A 21,802-nucleotide genomic window follows, 5' to 3' on the forward strand; every position below is an offset into this window, starting at 1 on the left:
GTATCAATCACCTGGCCGTGATACTGGTGGCCGTTAATCTCCACCAGCACCGGGTCGCCCGCTTTTGCATCTTCCCCGCGCACGTTCCCGGTAATCGTCTGCTTCGCCGCCGACAGCTCAGTAAAGTTCAGGGTGTTATCGGCGGTGACGTCATGAATATTGACGGTGTTATGCGCTTTGGTATCCAGCACCACGGTACGGTGCGCCAGCGCGGTCACTTCGTTACCCGCCGCATCGTGGCTGACCAGCGTCACCACTACCGCATTTTTACCTTCCTGCAGTGTGCCGACCGGCACCGCCACTTCGTAGCGCTGCTCGCCGTTGATGTTGACGACTTTGCCGGTAAAGTCCTGCCCCTGCACGCTGACGGTAACGGTATCCCCCGCTTTGGCATCGCCGCCTGCCACGCCGCTTATCAGCGTGGTCATCCGGTTTTCAATAGCGTTGACCACATTGTCGTTCGCCACGGTATCGATATGTACCGTGTTTTCCGCGAAGTTGTCGACATGCACGCTGTGGGTGTCGGTGGCAATCGCCAGATTGCCCACCGCATCGTGAGAGGTGACCGTTACCTTCACGTCCATATAACCATCGACTTTTGCAACGTTGTTGGCAAAATCGGCTGCGTTCACCGCAATACGATAGCCCAGCGTGCTATTGCCGAGATCGATGATCTGACCGTTATACTGGTGGCCATTGATCTCTACCAGTACCGGGTCGCCCGCTTTCGCGTCTTCTCCGCTGACGGTTCCGGAAATCACCTGGTTACGCATATACAGCTCAGCACGATTCAGGGTGTTATCTGTCGTGACATCATCAATCGTGAGGGCGTTATGTGCCTGGGTATCCAGCACCACTGTATGGTGCGCGAACGCAGTCACTTCGTTGCCCGCCGCATCGTGGCTGACCAGCGTCACCTGCACATCGTTAGCCCCCTCTTTGAGGGTTGCGGAAGGCACAACGATTTCATAGCGTAGCTGGCCATGATCGTCGAAAACCGTGCCTTGAAACGCTTTGCCCTGAATGGTCAACGTGACCGGATCACCCACTTTCGCATCACCGCTGGCAACGCCAGAAATAGTGGTCGGCATACGAGACTCATTAGCGTTGACGACATCATCATTCGCCACCGTTTCAATAGTCACGGCATTTTGCGCATACAGGTCGTTATCGACATGATGATCCGTGGAAACAATGGTGGTGTTTCCTGCGTCGTCAGTAGAAGTTAATGTGGCGTGAATATTCGGGTCATTCAGTAACCCCTGAGTCAGTACCGGGATGGTATAAGTCAGAGTCCCATTACCGGGGTCGGTAACAACGCCGGTATATTCGTTACCATCAACCAATAAAGTAACGATATCGCCGGGTTTAGCATCGCCGCCGACCAACCCGTGGATCAGCGTTTGCGGCTGACGTGACTCTTCGTAATTAATGATGTTATCCGGCGTGACGTTATCAACGGTAATGTCGATGTGTGGTCCGGTAATATCAATCAGTGCATGGTCAAAACTTTCTGCCGTTCGTCCCGTCACATCGGTCGCGATTGCCACCACTGTTACATTTCCCGGAACCAGTCCCCCCAGATCGGTATCAATATTCCAGTGCCCGTTGCTCACCGGAACAGTAACAGTAAATGTGTTTTTTTGGCTATCGGTGAAGGTGAGAGTGATGTGATTTTGATTACTGGTGCCGCTTAAATGGGTCTGGTGGAATTCGCTTTTGTTAATGAAACCGTCGTTGCCGGCAAACTCGGTAATTTGCACCTCAGGCGGGAAAACACTCGCGGAACCTGCATCAATTCCTCCAATTGGCAAGTTGATATCCCAGTTCGGGCTTCCCAGACCTTTGGTGTTAAAACCTGCTGTAGGATCAACCACCTGCCCGGTCAGTTCAAGCTGAACCAGAGTGTGCCCCCCGCCGCCGCCTTCTAAGGTTACCGGTGCTTCATTACCCGCCGCGGTGGCTTCCAGCACCTGCGTCGGGTCAGCGCCATCGGCAATGGCCTTTTGTGCGGCGGCAATATCCTGAGCACTACTTTCCGGGTGATGGCTAACCTGTAGCCCATGCTCACCCCAATGGCTATTACGGCCTATATCCAGCGTTTTTCCGTCTGGTAAAGAGATACTTACCGCACCGCTGGCACCGGTCACAATTTCTTCACCGCTATATACCCTGTCGCCTTCATGAACCAGTCGTTGTGCACCATTGGCATCAACTACGTAAACCTGTCCAATAATTGCTTTGATCACACCGAGTAATTTGCTCACCGTAACCTCACTTAATTACCATCATTATTTTTATAAACTCGTTAATATATTAACGAACAAATATCACATTCAATTAATGTAAACATTAATATCTCAATGTAGAAAAAAACACATTTTATAGAATGCAATTACATGAGACTTGACTGGCAAATGAATATAATAAAAAATAACCAAAAATAAAACACGATGTGACAAAACATGTCGCTGAATAGCTGATTACAGGCTTCAATTAAGATAATTCACATTTGTTAATTAATATAACGTGTTTGTAAAAATGGATGATAGCGATGACAACTGGATGTCATAACCGTGAGATATAGGGCATTCATGTCATGAAGAAGCTTTTAGTTTTTCTGCTTTCATGTTTTTCAATAAATGCAGTAAATGCAGAAGACTTACAAAATACAGTTAAAAATGCATTAGCCAATCATCCTGAAGTTAATGCTGCAATTAATAGCCGTTTTTCCTCAGAGCAAGATCTGCGGGCGGCACAAGGTGGCTATTTGCCATCACTGAATTTAAATGCCGAGGCCGGGCGCAAAAATGTTGATGATGCAACTACCCGCGCGACTGGTCGCAATAACGGCCTGACTCAGTCCCCTAACGAGGCGACTATCAGCCTTGAGCAAAATGTGTTTAACGGCTTTGCGACCAACAGCGAAGTGGCACGACAAAAAGCGACCGTAGACTCACGCGCTTACAGCGTGATGAACACCAGCGAAAGCACCGCTTATGCGGTGATTCAGGCCTATTTCGACGTGCTGCAACGCGAAGAGTTTGTGCGCCTTGCTGAAGACGATCTGGCGAACCACGAGCGCATTTACGACCAGATAAAACTGCGTACCGATCAGGGCGTTGGGCGCTCCGGGGATTTTATGCAGGCCGAAGCGCGTCTGGCGCAGGCGCGAAACAACCTGCTGACCGAGCAGACTAACCTTGAAGACGCGAAAACCACCTTTGTCAGCGTGACGGGCATGGACCCGCAGGGTTTAAGCCAGCCAGAGAGCATTGACTCTCAACTGCCCACCTCGCTGGAAGATGCCAAAAGTCGGATGGAAAAAAATAATCCATTACTGAAGTCTGCCAATGCGGATATCGAAGCTGCGCACCAGCAGTACGAAGCGTCGAAATCCACCTTCTATCCACGTGTGGACGTTGAGCTTTCCCGCGGGATTAGCAACAACACCGATACCACTCGCGCGCACACCGAAGAGTGGGAGGCGATGGTCAAACTGCATTACAACCTGTACCAGGGCGGCAGCGACAAAGCCAACATGAACTCCCGTGCTTATCTGCACAAGCAGGCCCAGGATGTACGTAATAACACGCTGCGCCAGCTGAATCAGGAGCTACGCCTGGCCTGGACCGCACTGCAAAACGCACGCGCTCAGCTTCCTTCGGCGGAAGAATATGCCGACCGCAGCGTCAAAGTGCGCACGGCTTATCAGGATCAATTTAGTCTTGGCGAGCGTACACTGCTGGATTTACTCGATAGTGAAAATGAAGTGTTCTCCTCTAAACGCCGTCTTGTTGAATTACGTTATCTGGCCATGACCAGTGGCTATCGTATTAGCGAACGCACCGGTGAATTAATGAATATTCTAAAAATTACACCTCCGCCATCGGGGCAACCGGTAGATTCAGCAGAAGAAAATAGCTTACCGGAACTTCATTAATAATTATTAATCCCCAATAAATCTCTGACCTGCACGCTTATAATTAGCTTGCTATTATTTAACCGTGCACGGTCAGAATGGTTGCGAAAATGAGTGCACAAGCCGAATTATTAAATGACGTCCCTGAGAATCACGCTCGTCCTAATTCTCAACATCACGACCCACGTAGCCATAATGACGACCCGTTATTAGATAGCTTACTAATTCTGTGTTCTCTGCACGGAAAACCGGCGAGTCGTTCAACATTAAGCAGTGGCCTGCCATTAGAAAACGATCGGCTCACGCTGAATATATTTCCACGCGCGGCGGCAAGGGCCGGTTTAAAGGCGCGAGTCGTCACGCGCTCACTCGATAAAATTCCAGCGATGTCTCTGCCAGCGGTCTTGTTATTGAATTCTGGGGGAACCGGGGTGTTGCTGGCCTGGAACGATGACGGTAGCGCCCGCTTTATGCCCAGCGAAAGCGAAGGTGGAGAAATTTGCGTTGATGCCGCCACGCTTGAGCAAAACTATGCGGGTAAAGTCATTTTTGCGCATCCGCGCCACGAATTCGATTTGCAGGCTGAGGCCTTTCTGCCGCGCACCAAATCCTGGTTTAAAGACACGCTGAAGCTGTCGCGTTTTCTGTATATGGATGCGGTATTGGCCAGTCTGTTAATCAACCTGATTGCGCTCGGCACACCGCTCTTTACCATGAATGTGTATGACCGCGTCGTGCCAAACCAGGCAACGGTCACATTATGGGTGCTGGCAGTCGGCATCTGCCTGGCTTTTGTCTTTGATCTGATCTTAAAAATGCTGCGCGGTATCTGCCTTGATATTGCAGGTAAGAAAAGCGATCTCATCATCTCTTCGACCCTGTTTGAGCGCATTATCGGCATGGAGATGAAAGAGCGCCCGGCGCGCGTGGGCAGCTTTGCGCAAAACATTCACGAGTTTCAGTCGCTGCGTGATTTCCTCTCATCACTCACTCTGACGACAATTATCGATTTGCCCTTCACCCTGTTACTGCTGATTGTTATTGGCATTATCGGCGGCGCGCTGGCATGGATCCCGGTACTGACATTACCGATTGCCCTGTTGTGCAGTTGGGCACTACAAAAACCGGTCAACGCTGCTGTGGCAAAAACCATGAGCCTCGCCAGCGAACGCCAGGCGCTACTGATTGAAACCCTGAGCAGTCTGGATGGCATCAAAGTGAATAATGCCCAGAGCGAACGCCAGTTCCAGTGGGAACAAACGCTTGGTAGCCTGAGCCGTCTCGAACTGCGGGTGAAAACCTTGTCCAGCCTGGCGAGCAATCTCACCGGCTGGTTCCAGCAAATTTCAGGCGTGGTGATGATCATCGTCGGGGTGTACATGATTATCGACGGCAAACTGAGTATGGGTGGCTTGATCGCCTGCTACATGCTTAACGGTCGGGCACTCATGCCGCTGGGTCAGCTCACCGGCCTTATCGCCCGCTATCAGCAGGCGAAGCTGACCATCAAAAACACTGAGAAAATGATGTCGCTGACGCAGGAGCGCCGTGCGGATGAAAACCCGCTCAAGCGTGAACAGTTACAGGGCAGCATTGAATTTCGCGATGTGGATTTCAGCTACCCGGAGCAACAAAACCTGTCGCTGCACAAAATTAACCTGACCATTCAGCCCGGTGAGCGCATCGGCATTATCGGGCGCAGCGGTTCCGGTAAAAGTTCGCTGAGTAAACTAATCGTCAATTTATACCAGCCGAGCGCCGGGAACCTGCTGATCGATGGTATCGACTCTCGTCAGCTGGATGTGAACGATCTGCGCCACAGCATCGGCTACGTGCCGCAGGACATCCAGCTATTCAACGGCACGCTGCGCGATAACCTGCTGTGCGGAGCGCGCTATGTCGATGACGAAACCATGCTGCGAGCGGCAGAACTGGCGGGCGTCAACGAATTCGCACGCCTGCATCCCGACGGCTATAACCTGCAGGTCGGCGAACGCGGCTCCCAGCTTTCCGGTGGGCAACGGCAGGCGGTGGCGCTAGCGCGCGCACTGTTGCTTGATCCCCCTCTCCTGCTACTGGATGAACCCACCAGTTCGATGGACAACACCAGCGAAGAGAAGATCAAACACGCACTGGCCCCCTGCATTGCGGGAAAAACGTTATTACTGGTCACGCACCGCGCTTCCATGCTGTCGCTGGTTGACCGTCTGATTATTGTTGATAAAGGTCGCATCATCGCAGACGGTCCGAAAGGGGTAGTGATGGATGCGTTGAAAAAGGGGCAAATTAATGCGTCTCGCTGATCTCCTGACTCGTGCCCGCAGCTATATGCAGCACTATTTTCGCGGTCGTGATGAAAATCAAACTGACAGTATTAATGAGGTTAGCCAGGCCATAATTGATGACGCCCCAAGAGTGATACGACTGACGCTGTGGGTGATCCTCGCGCTGGTGGTGCTGTCCTTCATCTGGGCTGGTTTTGCAAAAATTGATGAAGTGACACGCGGTGAAGGCAAAGCGATCCCTTCATCAAAACTGCAAAAAATCCAGAACCTGGAAGGGGGGATTGTTACCGAGCTATATGTGCATGAAGGGCAAATCGTTAACGCCGGAACCCCATTACTGCACCTCGATGACACGCGCTTCGCCTCCAACGTTGGCGAAACTGAAGCCGACAAACTCGGTCTGCGCGCCAAGGTAGAACGCCTGACGGCGGAAGTTGAAAACCGGGACTTTGTGATTTCACCCGAGATAGCCAGCCAGGCGCCGGATGTCGCCCGGGGAGAAACCGAGCTGTACAACAGCCGCCGGGAACAATTTCACAACGAAATTTCCGGGCTTGAAGAACAACTGGTGCAGAAAAAACAGGAGCTGCGCGACTTTGAGTCAAAGGAGGATCAGTTTAAGCACAGCCTCGGGTTAATCCGTCAGGAAATCAAAATGTCCGAGCCGCTGCTCGCTTCAGGTGCCATTTCAAAAGTCGAACTGCTGCGCCTGCGTCGTACCGAAGTGGAAACCGCCGGGCAGCTCAATTCTATTAGCCTGTCGCTGCCCAAGGCCACGTCAGAAATTAAAGAGATTGAGAATAAAATCGGTGAAAGCCGTGGCCGTTTCCAGAGCGATGCGCTGGCCCAACTCAATGAAGCTCGCACCAATCTGAGTAAAACCCAGGCAAGCGTTAAAGCACTGGAGGATCGGGTGAACCGTACCATGGTCACCTCACCGGTGCGGGGTATCGTCCAGCAGGTGATGGTGAATACTATCGGCGGCGTCATTCAACCGGGCAGCGATCTAGTGGAAATCGTTCCGCTGGATGACAAACTGTTAATCGAAGCCAAAATCCAGCCGCGCGATATCGCCTTCCTCCATCCGGGTCAACATGCGATGGTGAAATTTACCGCTTACGATTACACCATCTATGGCGGTCTGCAAGGCGAAGTAGTGCAGATAAGCCCGGACACCGTTACCGATAAGCAGGGCCGCAGCTTTTATATTGTGCGTTTGCAGACGGATAAAAATTATCTGGGAACAAAAGAGCATCCGATGCTGATCATTCCCGGTATGGTGGCGAGCGTCGATATTCTCACCGGCAAGAAAACGATTCTGAGCTACCTGTTAAAACCGATTATTCGCGCACGCGCGGAAGCACTCAGAGAACGTTGATAGGTTGCGCTCCCTTACATTTTTGCCGGGGAGCGCATGAGTTTATAACGGCGTGCAAAAAGAGAGCTTTCCACGATTCAGGATGATTTTCCCGTCATTAACCAGCTCCTGTAATACCTTATGGATGGCGCTACGCGAGATATGGTTACGGGTCAAAATAAAAGTATACACGGACGTTTTCTCACGAACCCCTGGCTCCATTGCCCAGATATATTTCACGTGTTCAATAATCTGCTCACGTATAGTGCGGTGCGACTGCAACGCCTCACGCTGGAAATAACGTTGAAGATGATGCGTTAAGATATCAAACGCCTGCTTCCATAAGTTTTTGGTCGTAAACAGGTGATCGGCATTTTGGACGCTCATCGCCCACATTTCACAATCAGTATCACAACGTAAATAGTGACCAGCCACTTCCGTACGCATTTGTGGCAGGCCGAGAATAGCAGGTGCAGAAATACTCACGGTCACTAAATCGTTTTCCACACGATAAACAGAGACAGTCCCTTTCTCCAGAAATAGAATATGTCCATCGGTCTTCAAATCAATACGCTGACGTTTTTTACGTAACGATAGCCAGGCATTATCCGACTTCTTCATTTCATCGCCAACGAGCACTACAGCATTTTCAATTTCTTTCTGGAACATGGGACTCTCTACCGCAAATTATGGCTTAGTCAAAAAGATGGTTAAATTTACTCAGCACTAAAAATAAATGTCAGCTCGCAAACAAGCTGACATTTATTCCCATCTACATCTACCACCGGCATTCCCTGGTGCCATTGACGCGTTAAGGTTCATGCTGTTTTCGCGTGGTGGTGCCAGGCAGTATATGGCGCTGTCCATAAAGAATTAATGGCAATCATCTTTGTCGACATTTTTTCATCTTTCTGTTCTTTGCAGAGTAGCCAAAAAGATACAATTAATTGATTTTAATGGGTTTTATTTTCATTAAAAAGTTATCATTCTTGTTATATCATGATACCAAATTGCAACACTTCGCGGTTCTCGCTGTGGAATCAGGTCCATGCTGGTGGTCTTTATAGGCTCAGTGGTATCATGACTAAACAACCACCAGACGCATCATCAAGAGTAGAGACAATATGTCTGAGACTGGCAATGTCAGTTATCTGATTGAAAATAGAATAATATTTACGCCAGCCACACAATGTCTGGCGCGGGTAGATCACCCCAATCAGCGGATAAAACTCAAACACTCAGCGTCGTTATGTCTTTTATTACTTATTCAACATCGCGGGCAAGTGGTTTCTCAAAACGAATTACTGGAATTCGGTTGGGGTAAAAATCACCGCCAGGTGAGTTTCAACGCCTTTTATCAAAGCATTCTCTCGTTGCGTAAAAGCTTGCAGCAGCTGGAGCTTGAACAACCGCTGATCACAACGATCCCCCGCAAAGGGCTGATCATTCAAGAAGAGTTTGATATTCAGGTCATTGAAACACCGGAGGAGAACTCTGCTTCTGCGGAAGAATCCTTAGCGCCAGATGCCACCATTGAGGAATTTTTGGCTGACACACCGCGTCAACCTTTGATAACGGCTGCAGAAACAGTAATGTTGGCACTTACCCTGATAATTTGTGTGCTTATATTATATCCGTGGCAAGCCAGCGATGATTATTTCTCAGGCTATATCACTGCGGATAAAGCACCCACTGACTGTCAGTATTATTTCAATAACGATGCCAGTAATTTCTCCCGGCATACCGCGTTTATCGACAAAAACCCAGGACTGTGTCAGAACCATAAATTTATCTATATCACGACCTATCCTGAGTCTAAGAAACTGTCCGTGCTGGTGTGTCGCTCACCGATAAAAGCCAGGCAAGAAAATGCCTGTCAGTCGGTATATTATCCACGGTATGATAGCTAATGAACTTATATCCCCGAACGTCCCGCATCCAGACAGGTATTATCCTGCTGCTTTGTTTTGCTGCGCTTATTCTTACTGTCGTCTATCGGTACAGTAAGAACAATGGCGAGTTACATGATCTCACTTGCCGCTCTGCCATCGAAATTGTACGCAATACAAGCTCGTTCCGCGGGATTATTGATATTAAAACCGGGGGCAGTAAAGGTATTGTGAATATTGATGGTATTATCAAAGATGCCGAAAATAATGAGCAAACCGTGCAACGCATGGTACTTTTTACACAATCCAGCTACGGCTCAAGCCCGGTTTGGATTTCACAGAAAATCCAAATTTCCAATCGCGAAACGGCTCCCGCCAGCCTTATTCAGGAACTCCTCCCCGACTTTTTCCTGACCAACACCAGCGTATCCAACGTCGATTTTTTTGCGCTGAACAGCGCGACATACCTGATTACCAAAGAGGGGATCCCCTATCTGTACTGCCAGAATTATGCTTTGCCAGAAAATGAATAATCAATAAGCGTTCTGGCGGCAAAACCTACGGATGAATCTCAGTCGTTGTCGGTGATAAGATAGACCATTCAGGTCGAGCCAACGCTCGTCGTTACTGCCCATCAGGCGGCTTTCGAATGACAAATTTGTGGGTTTATGTGAGTTTCCAGGGGCTCACGTGAGACTGCCCAGGTCCCCAAAAAGATTAAAAAAAGAGCAAAAGCGATATGAAAGAGTCACTTGATACGGACTTCACGAACCACACCCCAATGATGCAGCAGTATCTCAAGCTGAAAGCCCAGCATCCGGAGATACTGTTGTTTTACCGCATGGGCGACTTTTACGAACTGTTTTATGACGATGCGAAACGTGCGTCTCAGTTGCTTGATATCTCCCTGACCAAACGCGGCGCGTCTGCGGGCGAGCCTATCCCGATGGCGGGCATTCCTCACCATGCGGTAGAAAACTACCTCGCTAAGCTGGTCAACCAGGGTGAGTCCGTTGCTATTTGTGAGCAGATTGGCGATCCGGCGACCAGCAAAGGTCCGGTTGAGCGCAAAGTAGTGCGTATCGTCACGCCAGGTACCATCAGTGATGAAGCGCTGTTGCAGGAACGCCAGGACAACCTGCTGGCCGCTATCTGGCAGGACAGTAAAGGTTACGGCTACGCCACACTGGATATCAGCTCCGGGCGTTTTCGCGTCAGCGAACCTGCCGACCGCGAGACGATGGCTGCAGAATTGCAGCGCACCAATCCCGCTGAACTGCTGTATGCCGAAGATTTCGCTGAAACCTCACTGATTGAGGGACGTCGCGGATTACGTCGTCGTCCACTATGGGAATTTGAAATCGATACTGCTCGCCAGCAGCTAAACCTGCAGTTTGGCACGCGGGATCTGATTGGTTTTGGCGTGGAAAACGCCCCGCGTGGATTATGCGCAGCTGGCTGCCTGCTGCAATACGTAAAAGATACCCAGCGTACCTCGCTGCCGCATATTCGTTCCATCACCATGGAACGTCAGCAGGACAGCATCATTATGGATGCCGCCACGCGCCGCAATCTGGAAATTACCCAGAACCTGGCAGGCGGCTTTGAAAACACGCTGGCTTCGGTACTCGACTGCACCGTGACGCCGATGGGCAGCCGTATGCTCAAGCGCTGGCTGCATATGCCGGTCCGCGACACCAAAGTCCTCACTGAGCGCCAACAGACCATCGGCGCGCTACAGGATTCCACCAGTGAATTGCAACCCGTGCTGCGTCAGGTCGGCGATCTTGAACGTATCCTGGCGCGCCTGGCCCTGCGTACTGCGCGCCCGCGCGATCTGGCCCGTATGCGTCATGCCTTCCAGCAATTACCGGAACTGCGCGCGCAACTGGAAAGCGTAGACAGTGCCCCCGTACAGATGCTGCGCGAGAAAATGGGTGAGTTTGCTGACCTGCGTGAACTGCTGGAACGTGCCGTAGTGGAAGCTCCACCTGTGCTGGTTCGCGACGGTGGCGTCATCGCCCCGGGCTATAACGAAGAACTGGACGAGTGGCGAGCGCTGGCTGATGGCGCAACTGACTATCTGGACAGACTGGAAATCCGTGAGCGCGAGCGCACCGGCCTTGATACGCTGAAGGTTGGATTTAACGCCGTTCACGGCTACTACATTCAGATCAGTCGCGGGCAAAGTCATCTGGCGCCGATTAACTATGTGCGTCGCCAGACGCTGAAAAACGCCGAACGCTACATTATTCCGGAGCTGAAAGAGTACGAAGACAAAGTTCTGACATCAAAAGGCAAAGCGCTGGCGCTGGAAAAACAGCTGTACGATGAGCTGTTCGACATGCTGCTGCCGCACCTGGCTGATTTGCAACAAAGCGCCAGCGCGCTGGCAGAACTGGACGTACTGGTCAACCTCGCAGAACGCGCTTATACCCTGAATTACACCTGCCCGACCTTCACCGACAAGCCTGGTATTCGTATTACCGAGGGACGTCATCCGGTGGTTGAACAGGTGCTGACCGAGCCGTTTATCGCCAACCCACTTAACCTCTCGCCTCAGCGACGGATGCTGATCATCACCGGCCCGAATATGGGGGGTAAAAGTACCTATATGCGCCAGACTGCGTTAATTGCGCTGCTGGCCTACATCGGCAGCTACGTTCCGGCGCAGAAAGTGGAAATAGGCCCGATCGATCGGATCTTTACTCGCGTCGGTGCGGCGGATGATCTGGCCTCCGGTCGTTCTACCTTCATGGTAGAAATGACTGAAACCGCCAACATTCTGCATAATGCCACCGAGAACAGCCTGGTGCTGATGGATGAGATTGGACGCGGCACCTCCACCTACGACGGCCTGTCGCTGGCGTGGGCGTGCGCAGAAAACCTGGCTAATAAAATCAAAGCATTAACCTTGTTTGCCACCCACTATTTCGAACTGACTCAGTTACCGGAGAAAATGGAAGGCGTAGCAAATGTGCATCTGGATGCGTTAGAGCACGGCGATACCATCGCCTTCATGCACAGCGTACAGGATGGTGCGGCAAGCAAGAGCTATGGTCTGGCGGTAGCTGCCCTGGCAGGTGTACCAAAAGAGGTTATTAAACGCGCGCGGCAAAAACTGCGCGAACTGGAAAGCATCGCGCCGAATGTTGCTGCAACTCAGGTCGACGGCACACAGATGTCGCTCCTGTCAGCTCAGGAAGAAACGTCGCCCGCCGTTGAAGCCCTGGAAAACCTCGACCCGGATTCGCTAACGCCTCGTCAGGCGCTGGAGTGGATCTACCGGTTGAAGAGTCTGGTGTAACGCCGTAATGCCCGATAGTGATACGCTTATCGGGCCTGCAAAATATCGCTATATGTAGGCCGGGTAAGGCGAAGCCGCACCCGGCGTGTTGATTAGCGCTTATCTTCTGCCAGCAGCGGTGGAATACTCGGCACCATCGGTGCGTCATCAATATCCTTCTGCGTCATGCGAAACGCTTGCGGGTAGTGCTCGCGGCAGGTACGGCGTAGAGGCTCAGTATCACGCCAGGTGTATAGACAATGCTGGCACTGATATACCGTCCAGACATCTTTTACCGGCGAGTTTGCCATCACTTCAATATGTTCATCGGCACAACGTGGACAAATCATCTGCTACTCCTTATTTACGGTTGGCCAGCATGGCGGTCAGTTTTTCTGCCCAGGCTTTCGTTTCTGGTAAATCGCATACCGGCTGGCTGTAGTGCCCACGGTTATCCGGCGCAACCGGCGTAGTCGCATCAATAATTAACTTGTCGGTAATCCCCGCCGGACTGGAACCCGGATCAAGCTCCAGCACCGACATATTCGGCAATTGCACCAGATCGCCCGCCGGATTGACCTTCGAAGACAGCGCCCACATCACCTGCGGCAGGTTGAACGGATCAACATCCTCATCAACCATAATCACCATTTTCACGTAACCCAGGCCATGCGGCGTCGTCATTGCGCGCAGCCCCACCGCGCGGGCAAAGCCGCCGTAGCGTTTTTTGGTGGAGATAATCGCCAGCAAACCGTGGGTATACATGGCATTCACCGCCTGCACTTCCGGAAATTCGGCTTTCAGCTGTTGATAAAGCGGTACGCAGGTTGCCGGCCCCATCAGGTAGTCAATCTCCGTCCACGGCATCCCCAAATATAACGATTCAAAAATCGGTTTGGTGCGATAAGAGACTTTATCGATACGCACGACCGTCATATTACGTCCACCGGAATAGTGCCCGGTAAACTCGCCAAACGGCCCTTCGATTTCACGCTTACGGCTTTCAATTACCCCTTCGAGGATCACTTCTGAACCCCATGGCACGTCAAAGCCGGTGAGCGGCGCGGTAGCGATCGGATACGGACTTTCACGCAGCGCTCCCGCCATTTCGTATTCCGACTGATCGTACTTCAGCGGCGTGGCCCCCATGAGGGTAATGATCGGATCGTTACCCAGCGTGATGGCAATCGGCAGATCTTCACCGCGCTCTTCGGCTTTATGCAGGTGCAGCGCGATATCATGCATCGGTACCGGCTGCAGGCCAAGCTTGCGTTTGCCCTTCACTTCCATACGATAAATGCCGACATTCTGTTTACCGAAGTTGTCCGGATCCAGCGGATCGCGCGACACCACGCAGGCTTTATCAAGATAGAAACCGCCGTCGCCATCGTTCAGGCGAAACAGCGGCAGAATATCAAACAGGTTGATCTCATCACCATCAACACAGTTTTCAGCCCATGCCGGATTGGCGCGACGCTCCGGCGTAACCGGAAATTTATCCCAACGGCGAATAAACTCATCAATCTGTTTTTTCACCGGGGTATTTGGCGGCAGGCCTAAAGAGATGGCGTGATTCTGCCACGAACCAATAGTGTTCATCGCCACGCGGGCATCGGTAAAACCACGAATATTGTCAAACCACAGCGCTGGCGCACCATCACCAATGCGTCCGGTCGCATTGGCTGCCGCAGCCAGATCCGGCTCGGCGTTAACTTCTTCACTGATTTTCAGCAATTGCCCCTGGTCATCCAGCGCTTGTAAAAAGCTGCGCAAATCATCAAATGCCATTATTCATTCTCCTGTGAAAAATTCTGCGCCTGCCGTAAACCCTGCCAGCGACGGGCGTTGGGGTGTTCCAGACCAAACTGATCGAGCACACGCGCAACGATATGCTGCGTAATGTCATCGACCGTTTGCGGGTGGTTGTAATACGCGGGCATCGGCGGGACCATCGCCACGCCCATGCGGGAAAGCGCGAGCATGTTTTCCAGATGAATCGTGCTAAGCGGCATTTCACGCGGTACCAGAACCAGCTTGCGCCCTTCTTTCAGCACCACATCAGCAGCCCGACCCACCAGCCCTTCCGCGTAGCCTGCACGAATACCGGCCAGGGTTTTCATACTGCAGGGGATAATGATCATGCCGTCAGTGCGAAACGATCCAGAGGAGATGGTCGCCGCCTGATCCGCCGGGTTGTGGCAATAATCGGCCAACGCAGACACATCACGGACGCTGTGCGGCGTTTCCAGTTCAATAGTGGTTTTGGCCCACTTTGACAGCACCAGATGGGTTTCCACTTCGGGCATTTCCCGCAACGCCTGCAATAGCGACACGCCAAGCGGTGCGCCGGTTGCCCCGGTCATTCCGACAATTAATCTCATTTAGTTTCTCAATTTTTGTTCGTGTACGAACGTTTTGATTAAAATACTCTCACATAACATTTCGGGCAAGGCCATCGCGCACAGATCGCTAAAGCCGCAATTGTTAAAAAAAGATGCGTAACCCGCTATGATAGAGACTGACAGGAATTCCGGAGCGCTCATGCCGTTACGAAATAAAGCATTTCACCTTTTACGTCAGCTCTTCCAGCAGCATACGTCCCGCTGGCAACATGAATTACCGGACCTGACCAAACCACAGTATGCGGTAATGCGTGCCATTGCTGAACGTCCCGGCATTGAGCAGGTTGACCTGACCGAAGCCGCAGTCTGTACCAAGGCAACCCTTGCGGAAATGCTAAGCCGAATGGAAAAACGGGAGCTGGTCAGGCGTGAACATGACCCGGCAGATAAGCGTCGGCGGTTTGTTTATTTGACCGCACAAGGAGAAGAATTACTGGCCAGCGCAACTCCGTTAGGCGATAGCGTGGATGATGAGTTTCTGGGGCGATTATCTGATGAAGAACGTGAGCAGTTCACACGTCTGGTGCGTAAGATGATGAACTAATCTGCCGGATGGCGACATAAATGTCTTATCCGGCCTACAAAGTCCTGCTCCCCGTAGGCCTGATAAACGCAGTGCCATCAGGCAACAAACATAGAAAAAGGCCAGTCTCAATGAGACTGGCCTTTCTTGATAGAACTTGTGCTTACTCGCGGAAAAGCGCTTCGATATTCAGTCCCTGAGTCTGCAGAATTTCACGCAGACGACGCAGACCTTCAACCTGAATCTGGCGAACACGTTCACGGGTGAGACCAATTTCACGGCCCACATCTTCCAGTGTCGCAGCTTCGTACCCCAGCAGACCAAAACGACGTGCCAGCACTTCACGCTGTTTGGCGTTCAGTTCGAACAGCCATTTGACGATGCTCTGTTTCATATCATCGTCTTGCGTGGTGTCTTCCGGGCCGTTTTCCTTTTCATCGGCCAGAATATCCAGCAACGCTTTTTCGGAATCGCCACCCAGCGGGGTGTCTACCGAGGTAATACGCTCGTTGAGTCGGAGCATACGGCTGACGTCATCAACCGGTTTATCCAGTTGTTCAGCAATCTCTTCTGCGCTCGGTTCGTGGTCCAGTTTATGCGACAACTCACGCGCGGTACGCAGATAGACGTTCAGCTCTTTTACAATGTGGATCGGCAGTCGGATCGTACGGGTTTGGTTCATAATCGCCCGTTCGATCGTCTGGCGGATCCACCAGGTTGCGTATGTTGAGAAGCGGAACCCGCGTTCCGGGTCAAACTTCTCGACTGCACGGATCAGTCCCAGATTGCCCTCTTCAATCAGGTCCAGCAATGCCAGACCACGATTGCCATAACGACGAGCAATTTTCACCACCAGACGCAGGTTACTTTCAATCATGCGACGGCGAGAAGCGACATCCCCACGCAGTGCGCGACGCGCAAAATAAACTTCTTCTTCGGCTGTTAACAGTGGTGAATAACCAATCTCACCAAGGTAAAGCTGAGTCGCGTCCAACACACGCTGTGTGGCCCCCTGCGATAACAGCTCTTCTTCAGCCAGGTCGTTATCACTGGGTTCCTCTTCACTCAAGGCTTTTTCATCAAAAGCCTCTACTCCGTTCTCATCAAATTCCGCATCTTCATTTAAATCATGAACTTTCAGCGTATTCTGACTCATAAAGGTGGCTCCTACCCGTGATCCCTAACGGAACTAGCACGTGAAAGCCTGGTTCCGCCGAATTATCGCTGCGGTAAATAGCGCAGCGGGTTTACGGATTTCCCCTTGTAACGAATTTCAAAATGCAAGCGTGTTGAACTGGTTCCGGTGCTACCCATGGTAGCTATTTTCTGCCCCGCCTTGATTTCTTGTTGTTCCCGGACCAGCATTGTATCGTTATGGGCGTAGGCACTCAGGTAATCATCGTTATGTTTGATGATAATAAGATTACCGTAACCGCGCAGTGCGTTACCGGCATATACGACGCGTCCATCTGCGGTCGCGACAATAGCCTGTCCTTTACTGCCTGCAATATCGATCCCTTTATTGCCACCTTCAGTAGCCGCAAAGTTTTCGATTACTTTGCCGTCAGTCGGCCAGCGCCAGGTAGAGATTGGCGAGCTGGTTGACGTTGAGCTTGCAGTTGATTCGGTTGCGCTAACTGCTGGAGCCGTTACAGGCGCTGTGACAACGGTCCCAGCAGGCTTGTTGTTCGGCAACATTTTATTAGCACTTTGTTCACCTGAATCCTCAGAATACGTAATTGTTGGTTTCGAAGCAACAGCAACGGTGGAATTTTGTGCAGGGTTGGTCACAACTCCTTGCTGTGCTGCATCCGCCTGGGTAATAGCATTACCACCAGTAATCGGTGTACCCGACGCGTTGCCCACTTGCAGAGTTTGACCGACATTCAGGCCATACGGGGCCGGAACGTTATTGCGTTGTGCGAGATCACGGAAATCGTTCCCGGTAATCCAGGCAATATAGAAAAGGGTATCGCCTTTCTTAACAGTATAGGTACTGCCGCCCGTATAGCTACCTTTCGGAATGTTCCCATACTTACGGTTGTACACAATACGACCGTTTTCCATCTGCACAGGCTGTTCCGCGACAGGCTGGATCTGTGTTGACTGTGTGGTCGGACGCTGCACCGGCTGGATCTGTGGCGTTTGCTGTACTGTCGACGTCGAGCCCATTTTTGGTGGAGGCGTAATCAGCATGCCGGAATTGGTGTTCGTTGATGCACTGCCACCAACCGAGTTGACCGGCGCTGGTGGATTCGAGGTATTTGAACAACCTGCCAGCCATAATGAAACCAGTGACAATGCCGCAATGCGGCGAACGGTAAATTTGTGGCTTCCCGCGCTCATTTATCCCCCAGGAAAATTTGGTTAAAACCAGTGACGTAATCACCGTGCAAGGCATCGGACTGGGCACTGGAAACGTGACCACGATACGCTTACTAATTCCAGAATATCCAGGAAAACTCCAGGTATTCAGAGCCTGTATCTACGCAAGCTCCCCTTTTACTAAGGGAACGAAACGTACGGCCTCCACGGTATCGATAATAAATTCGCCTCCCCGACGACGCACCCGTTTCAGAAACTGGTGCTCGTCGCCCACGGGTAAGACGAGAATGCCGCCTTCATCCAACTGCATCATTAGCGCAGTTGGGATCTCAGGCGGCGCTGCCGTAACAATGATAGCGTCAAACGGGGCTCGCGCTTGCCAGCCCTGCCATCCATCACCATGACGGGTAGAAACATTATGTAAATCAAGCCGTTTAAGTCGACGACGCGCCTGCCACTGCAAACCTTTAATGCGCTCAACAGAGCACACATGGTGCACCAGGTGTGCCAGAATCGCCGTTTGGTAGCCAGAGCCGGTACCAATTTCCAGCACCCGGGACTGCGGCGTTAACTCAAGCAGCTCAGTCATCCGCGCAACCATATAGGGCTGCGAAATCGTCTGCCCCTGACCAATCGGCAGAGCAATATTGTCCCAGGCCTTATGTTCAAACGCCTCATCAATGAATTTTTCACGCGGCACGGCGGCAAGTGCATCGAGAACAAGCTCATCTCTGATGCCCTGCGCACGTAATTGTTCAAGAAGAGTGTGTACGCGTCTGCTTACCATTGCGTGTCGGCTCCCACGCTGTCTAACCAGTCAGAAACAACTTCATGCGCGCCGTAGGCGGTTAAATCGACATGCAGCGGCGTAATGGAAACATAGCCTTCATCGACGGCGGCAAAATCTGTATCCGGTCCGGCGTCGCACTTTTCGCCCGGCGGCCCGATCCAGTACAGCGTATTACCGCGCGGGTCCTGCTGTGGTATCACCTGATCCGCAGGATGGCGACTACCGCAGCGAGTAACGCGGATACCTTTAATCTGATCCAGCGGTAAATCCGGCACGTTGATATTCAAAATGCGCCCGGTGCGCAGCGGTTCGCGACTCAGCGCCCGTAAGATACGGCAGGTTACTGCGGCAGCAGTATCGTAGTGTTTATGCCCATCAAGTGAGACCGCCAGCGCAGGAAAGCCCAGGTGACGACCTTCCATCGCCGCCGCAACGGTACCGGAATAGATAACATCATCGCCCAGATTAGGACCTGCGTTAATACCAGACACGACAATGTCCGGACGCGGACGCATTAATGCGTTCACGCCCAGATAGACGCAATCGGTAGGTGTACCCATTTGTACGGCGATATCACCGTTATCATAGGTGAACGTGCGAAGTGAGGATTCCAGCGTCAGCGAGTTAGACGCGCCACTGCGGTTACGATCCGGGGCAACCACCTGTACGTCAGCAAACTCACGCAGCGCTTTCGCCAGCGTTTGTATACCGGGTGCGTGGACCCCATCATCGTTACTCAGCAATATACGCATAATCACCCATTGTGTTAATAAGTTCCCTTACAACACTGGTGGCGAAGCTACCTGCCGGTAGCCAGAAACGTAACTCAACGGTTACGTCATCCCACCAGTTCCAGCTTAATTGTTGTGGATACAGCAACATAGCACGACGCGATGCGTCGACTTTCTCGCGCAACAACAGCGACTGCAGCGCGGTTTCATCAGCAATAGCGGCTTCTTCAAACGCCAGCGCGTCGCGCTGAGTTCCCCACTCACCGCTGCCCGGTAATGCCGCTGTAATCATCAATTCTTTATCATCGACGCGACGCTGTAATTCGGTCTGTTCTTCCTGCGTGGCGACAAACCAACTTCCGCGTCCCGACAATTGTAGCGCATCGCCGTCAACAACTTGATTAAAGTCTGTTTTTTTCAAGCGTTCACTGACTATCTGATTAAACAACGCACTACGGGCCGCCGACAACCAAAAACTGCGCTTATTGCGATCGCGCACCGGCGCATCGCTTTGCGCCCAACGCAGCGCCCCTTGCAGGTTGCTGCCGCCAATACCAAAACGCTGAGCGCCAAAATAGTTCGGTACGCCGCGCTCGCTAATCGCCTGCAAACGCGCTTCAACGTCATTTCGCTGGCTCACTTCACGCAGCACCAGCGTAAATTCGTTACCTTTCAGCGCCCCTAAACGCAGCTTACGCTTGTGGCGCGCGTACTCCAGCACTTTACAGCCTTCGAGTTCAAATTTGCTTAAATCAGGCATTGCATTGCCCGGCACGCGCGCGCACAGCCACTGTTCCGTGACTGCATGCTTGTCTTTCTGGCCAGCAAAGCTCACTTCACGGGCGTGAATTTTCAGGAACTTCGCCAGCGCGTCAGCCACAAAACGGGTATTACAACCGTTTTTCAGGATACGCACCAAAATGTGCTCGCCTTCGCCATCCGGTTCGAAGCCTAAATCTTCGACGACGACAAAGTCTTCCGGATTCGCTTTCAGAACGCCATGGCCTTGTGGTTTGCCATGGAGATACGTCAGATCTTCAAACGCAGTCATTTCGTTGCCTTAATGAGTAACGCCACCGCTTCACAGGCAATCCCTTCCCCACGCCCGGTAAAACCGAGTTTTTCCGTGGTGGTCGCTTTCACGTTAACATCATCCATATGGCAGCCGAGATCTTCGGCAATAAACACGCGCATTTGCGGAATGTGCGGCAGCATCTTCGGCGCCTGAGCAATAATCGTCACATCCACATTACCAAGCGTATAGCCTTTGGCCTGAATACGCCGCCAGGCTTCACGCAATAATTCACGACTATCTGCACCTTTAAAGGCCGGGTCGGTGTCCGGGAAGAGTTTACCGATATCCCCCAGCGCAGCCGCGCCCAGCAGAGCATCGGTTAACGCGTGTAACGCCACATCGCCATCAGAATGCGCCAGCAATCCTTTTTCATACGGGATGCGCACACCACCAATGATAATTGGGCCAACTCCGCCAAAAGCGTGTACGTCGAAACCGTGTCCAATTCGCATTATGCCTTCTCCTGATATACACAACATCCTCCAGGCAACCTGAAGAATGATGTATCTAGATAGTTCGGGTCAGATAAAATTCCGCCAGCGCCAGGTCTTCCGGGCGGGTGACTTTAATGTTGTCAGCGCGTCCTTCGACCAGCAGCGGATGAAAACCGCAATATTCAAGCGCCGAGGCTTCGTCCGTAATGGTTGCGCCTTCGTTTAGCGCACGGGTCAGACAGTCATGCAACAGCTCGCGAGGGAAAAACTGCGGCGTCAACGCATGCCATAAATCGGTGCGATCGACCGTATGGGCGATGTCTGTTCGGCCCGGCTCCGCGCGTTTCATCGTGTCGCGCACCGGCGCAGCAAGGATCCCGCCGATGCGGCTGGTTTCACTTATTGCCAGCAAACGAGATAAATCTTCCTGATGCAGGCACGGACGCGCGGCATCATGCACCAGTACCCAACTGGCCTCACCTGCGGCTTGCAAACCGGCCAGGACAGAATCGGCACGTTCGTTGCCACCATCCACCACGGTAATTTGCGGGTGCGCTGCGAGTGGAAGTTGGGCAAAGCGACTGTCGCCAGGGCTAATAGCGATGACGACTCGCGTCACCCGGGGATGAGCCAGCAGCGCATCAACCGAGTGTTCGAGAATGGTTTTATTGCCAATAGAGAGGTACTGCTTAGGACACTCTGTTTGCATTCGGCGGCCAAACCCGGCAGCCGGCACCACGGCGCAAACGTCCATTAAAGTGGCTGCCATGTTAAATCCCTGGA

19 protein-coding genes are annotated in these 21,802 nt (G+C 52.0%); 7 read left to right on the forward strand and 12 right to left on the reverse strand.

All coding sequences use genetic code 11. From position 1 onward, the window contains the following. On the reverse strand, positions 1–2,267 hold a 2,267-nt coding region (locus tag OGY71_RS17420; protein ID WP_286613518.1), incomplete at its 3' end, for a retention module-containing protein. 332 nt (positions 2,268–2,599) lie between these two features. Between OGY71_RS17420 and OGY71_RS17425 the strand changes: the two genes are divergently transcribed. The 3 genes from OGY71_RS17425 to OGY71_RS17435 all read left to right on the forward strand — a co-directional run bounded on the left by OGY71_RS17425 (position 2,600) and on the right by OGY71_RS17435 (position 7,585). Beyond that, a complete protein-coding gene (locus OGY71_RS17425) occupies positions 2,600–3,943 on the forward strand; it encodes a TolC family outer membrane protein (protein ID WP_286613497.1) in 1,344 nt (447 codons plus the stop codon). 89 nt (positions 3,944–4,032) lie between these two features. Further along, positions 4,033–6,225 carry a type I secretion system permease/ATPase gene (locus OGY71_RS17430; protein ID WP_286613498.1) on the forward strand — a complete coding sequence of 731 codons (2,193 nt, stop codon included), beginning with the start codon at positions 4,033–4,035 and terminating at the stop codon, positions 6,223–6,225. Then, positions 6,212–7,585, forward strand: a complete 1,374-nt coding sequence (locus OGY71_RS17435; RefSeq protein ID WP_003825825.1) for an HlyD family type I secretion periplasmic adaptor subunit — start codon at positions 6,212–6,214, stop codon at positions 7,583–7,585. The genes OGY71_RS17430 and OGY71_RS17435 overlap by 14 nt, the downstream gene beginning before the upstream one ends. 42 nt (positions 7,586–7,627) lie before the next feature. Here OGY71_RS17435 and OGY71_RS17440 read toward each other — a convergent pair whose 3' ends face one another. Continuing rightward, positions 7,628–8,233 carry a helix-turn-helix domain-containing protein gene (locus OGY71_RS17440; RefSeq protein WP_003825823.1) on the reverse strand — a complete coding sequence of 202 codons (606 nt, stop codon included), beginning with the start codon at positions 8,231–8,233 and terminating at the stop codon, positions 7,628–7,630. 455 nt (positions 8,234–8,688) lie between these two features. On the opposite strand from OGY71_RS17440, the gene OGY71_RS17445 reads away from it, so the two are divergent. The 3 genes from OGY71_RS17445 to mutS all read left to right on the forward strand — a co-directional run bounded on the left by OGY71_RS17445 (position 8,689) and on the right by mutS (position 12,760). Further along, positions 8,689–9,474, forward strand: coding sequence for a winged helix-turn-helix domain-containing protein (locus OGY71_RS17445; protein WP_063940956.1), 786 nt, complete (start codon positions 8,689–8,691; stop codon positions 9,472–9,474). Next, positions 9,474–9,986 carry a YqeJ family protein gene (locus OGY71_RS17450; protein WP_003825820.1) on the forward strand — a complete coding sequence of 171 codons (513 nt, stop codon included), beginning with the start codon at positions 9,474–9,476 and terminating at the stop codon, positions 9,984–9,986. Before OGY71_RS17445 ends, OGY71_RS17450 begins: the two co-directional genes overlap by 1 nt. Before the next feature lie 206 nt (positions 9,987–10,192). Beyond that, complete coding sequence (gene mutS, locus OGY71_RS17455) at positions 10,193–12,760, forward strand: DNA mismatch repair protein MutS (RefSeq protein ID WP_003825819.1); 2,568 nt, start codon at positions 10,193–10,195, stop codon at positions 12,758–12,760. A 92-nt stretch (positions 12,761–12,852) separates the two neighbouring features. Here mutS and OGY71_RS17460 read toward each other — a convergent pair whose 3' ends face one another. Genes OGY71_RS17460 through OGY71_RS17470 form a run of 3 tightly spaced genes read right to left on the reverse strand, consistent with a single transcriptional unit; the run spans position 12,853 to position 15,120 of the window. Beyond that, complete coding sequence (locus OGY71_RS17460; RefSeq protein WP_126956672.1) at positions 12,853–13,089, reverse strand: non-oxidative hydroxyarylic acid decarboxylases subunit D; 237 nt, start codon at positions 13,087–13,089, stop codon at positions 12,853–12,855. A gap of 10 nt (positions 13,090–13,099) precedes the next feature. Further along, positions 13,100–14,527 carry a non-oxidative hydroxyarylic acid decarboxylases subunit C gene (locus tag OGY71_RS17465; RefSeq protein WP_003825816.1) on the reverse strand — a complete coding sequence of 476 codons (1,428 nt, stop codon included), beginning with the start codon at positions 14,525–14,527 and terminating at the stop codon, positions 13,100–13,102. Continuing rightward, positions 14,527–15,120, reverse strand: coding sequence for a non-oxidative hydroxyarylic acid decarboxylases subunit B (locus OGY71_RS17470; protein WP_063940954.1), 594 nt, complete (start codon positions 15,118–15,120; stop codon positions 14,527–14,529). Before OGY71_RS17470 ends, OGY71_RS17465 begins: the two co-directional genes overlap by 1 nt. Before the next feature lie 160 nt (positions 15,121–15,280). Here OGY71_RS17470 and OGY71_RS17475 point away from each other — a divergent pair, with 160 nt between their 5' ends. After that, the gene (locus OGY71_RS17475; protein WP_003825812.1) at positions 15,281–15,685 is read left to right on the forward strand and encodes a MarR family winged helix-turn-helix transcriptional regulator; all 405 of its coding nucleotides are present in this window, start codon (positions 15,281–15,283) and stop codon (positions 15,683–15,685) included. A gap of 142 nt (positions 15,686–15,827) precedes the next feature. On the opposite strand, the gene rpoS is transcribed toward OGY71_RS17475, so the two are convergent. From rpoS to ispD, 7 genes are all read right to left on the reverse strand, one after another. Then, entirely contained in the window at positions 15,828–16,820 is a 993-nt protein-coding gene (gene rpoS / locus OGY71_RS17480; protein ID WP_000081498.1) for an RNA polymerase sigma factor RpoS, read from the reverse strand. Between the two features lie 62 nt (positions 16,821–16,882). Continuing rightward, positions 16,883–17,965: a murein hydrolase activator NlpD gene (gene nlpD, locus OGY71_RS17485; RefSeq protein WP_223240872.1), complete on the reverse strand. Its 1,083-nt coding sequence runs from the start codon at positions 17,963–17,965 to the stop codon at positions 16,883–16,885. 184 nt (positions 17,966–18,149) lie between these two features. After that, complete coding sequence (locus OGY71_RS17490; protein ID WP_286613499.1) at positions 18,150–18,776, reverse strand: protein-L-isoaspartate(D-aspartate) O-methyltransferase; 627 nt, start codon at positions 18,774–18,776, stop codon at positions 18,150–18,152. Beyond that, positions 18,770–19,531: a 5'/3'-nucleotidase SurE gene (gene surE / locus OGY71_RS17495; RefSeq protein WP_003825728.1), complete on the reverse strand. Its 762-nt coding sequence runs from the start codon at positions 19,529–19,531 to the stop codon at positions 18,770–18,772. The genes OGY71_RS17490 and surE overlap by 7 nt, the downstream gene beginning before the upstream one ends. Continuing rightward, on the reverse strand, positions 19,512–20,561 hold the full coding sequence (gene truD, locus OGY71_RS17500) for a tRNA pseudouridine(13) synthase TruD (RefSeq protein WP_048215656.1): 1,050 nt from the start codon (positions 20,559–20,561) through the stop codon (positions 19,512–19,514). The genes surE and truD overlap by 20 nt, the downstream gene beginning before the upstream one ends. Beyond that, positions 20,558–21,037, reverse strand: a complete 480-nt coding sequence (gene ispF, locus OGY71_RS17505) for a 2-C-methyl-D-erythritol 2,4-cyclodiphosphate synthase (protein WP_003034167.1) — start codon at positions 21,035–21,037, stop codon at positions 20,558–20,560. The genes truD and ispF overlap by 4 nt, the downstream gene beginning before the upstream one ends. A 55-nt stretch (positions 21,038–21,092) precedes the next feature. Further along, positions 21,093–21,788, reverse strand: a complete 696-nt coding sequence (gene ispD / locus OGY71_RS17510; RefSeq protein WP_003825722.1) for a 2-C-methyl-D-erythritol 4-phosphate cytidylyltransferase — start codon at positions 21,786–21,788, stop codon at positions 21,093–21,095. Positions 21,789–21,802 lie beyond the last annotated feature (14 nt).

Source organism: Citrobacter sp. Cpo109 (assembly GCF_030332565.1).
GTDB lineage: Bacteria > Pseudomonadota > Gammaproteobacteria > Enterobacterales > Enterobacteriaceae > Citrobacter > Citrobacter portucalensis.